2 protein-coding genes are annotated in these 1,577 nt (G+C 69.0%); both read left to right on the forward strand.

What is annotated here, in order from left to right; genetic code table 11:
* Positions 1 to 104 precede the first annotated feature (104 nt).
* Positions 105 to 1,019, forward strand: coding sequence for an acyl-CoA thioesterase II (gene tesB, locus ABGA94_RS19825; protein ID WP_375367969.1), 915 nt, complete (start codon positions 105 to 107; stop codon positions 1,017 to 1,019).
* 3 nt (positions 1,020 to 1,022) lie between these two features.
* Positions 1,023 to 1,517, forward strand: a complete 495-nt coding sequence (locus ABGA94_RS19830) for a pathogenicity-like protein (RefSeq protein ID WP_095377765.1) — start codon at positions 1,023 to 1,025, stop codon at positions 1,515 to 1,517.
* The last annotated feature ends 60 nt before the right edge of the window (positions 1,518 to 1,577 follow it).

Consider the following 1,577-nt stretch of genomic DNA (forward strand, 5'->3'; position numbering starts at 1 on the left):
ATGATCACCCAGAAGGGACGCCGTACGCGTGCCGGCCAATACATGCTGCAACTGGTGGCGAGCACGCGCCCGGCACGCTGATCTACGATCCCGGCTACCTGGGCGTGGATCGCACCGACGACTTCATCTGCATCCAGATCACCTGGAACGAAGGGCGCACGCTGGAGCGGCTGGAGGACAACCTGTTCCGCGGGCAGAGCCGCGACATCGGCACCAAGTACGTGTTCGGTGGGCAGGTGCTGGGCCAGGCCCTGGCTGCGGCGCAGGCCACGGTCGACAACGGCCGCCACGTGCACTCGCTGCACGCCTACTTCCTGCGCGCCGGCAACATCGACCACCCGATCGTCTACGACGTGGACCGCACCCGCGACGGCGGCAGCTTCTCGGTGCGACGGGTCACCGCGATCCAGCACGGCAAGGTGATCTTCTTCTGCGCGGCCTCGTTCCAGCAGGCCGAGACCGGCGCCGAGCACCAGCACAAGATGCCTGAAGTGCCGCAGCCGGAAGACATCGAACCGAACCGGCCGCTGCCGGCCGAAGTGCTGGAGCGGCTGCCGATCAAGGTGCAGCGCTGGCTGTCGCGTGGCGGCCCGTTCGAGTTCCGCCACGTCTACCCGCGCGACGAGTTGAACCCGCCCAAGCGCCCGCCCTACCACCAGGTGTGGCTGCGCCTGAGCGAGCCGGTCGGCGATGCCCCGGAGCTGCACCAGGCGCTGCTGGCCTATGCCTCCGACTTCCACCTGCTGGGCACGGCGACCTTCCCGCACGGCATCAGCTACTACCACCCGCACGTGCAGATGGCCTCGCTCGACCACGCAATCTGGTTCCACCGCCCGTTCCGCGCCGACGACTGGCTGCTGTACTCGCTGGACAGCCCCAGCGCGCAGGATTCGCGCGGCCTGGCCCGCGGCCAGTTCTTCACCCGCAACGGCGTGCTGGTGGCCAGCACTGCGCAGGAAGGCCTGATCCGCGTGGTTCCCGACCAGGCTGCGGCCGCCGCCGTGCCGGCCAAGGAGTAACCCATGCGCCAGATCTTCAGCAGCCAGCGCGTGGAAACCGTCGAAGGCGTGGCCGAGCTCCTGCGCGGGCATGGGATCGACGTCAAGGTGACCAACGGGCGCTCGTACAAGACCCGTCGCCGCGGCCAGTTCAGTTATACCGACCTGGGCAACGCCAACGCCTATCCGGCGGTATGGATCGTGCGTGCCGACGACCAGCCGCGCGCGCGCGAAATCCTGCGCGAAGCGCGCCTGCTCGACACTACCCGCCGTGACCACCCCACCGCCGAATTCGCCTTCCGCGACGCGCCGGAACCGGGCAGCGGCGGCCGCAGCTGGGCCTGGCGCATCCGCATCGCGCTGCTGGTGGTGATCGCTGGCGTGGCGCTGGTGATCGGCCTGCGCCATCGCGGCGCCCCGGTGCCCGCCCCGCAGGCCCAGCCGCAGCAGGCGCAACCGGCCCCGCAGGCCGCGCCGGAAGAGGAAGCAGTCCGGGTCCGCATCCAGCCCTCGAAATGATTCGCGGGTGAAAAAGGGGACGGAGGGGATTAAGTCGTTTGTGGCACAAACGACTTAATC

The sequence above is a fragment of the Stenotrophomonas sp. 3diitr2024 genome (assembly GCF_042136455.1).
GTDB lineage: Bacteria > Pseudomonadota > Gammaproteobacteria > Xanthomonadales > Xanthomonadaceae > Stenotrophomonas > Stenotrophomonas sepilia.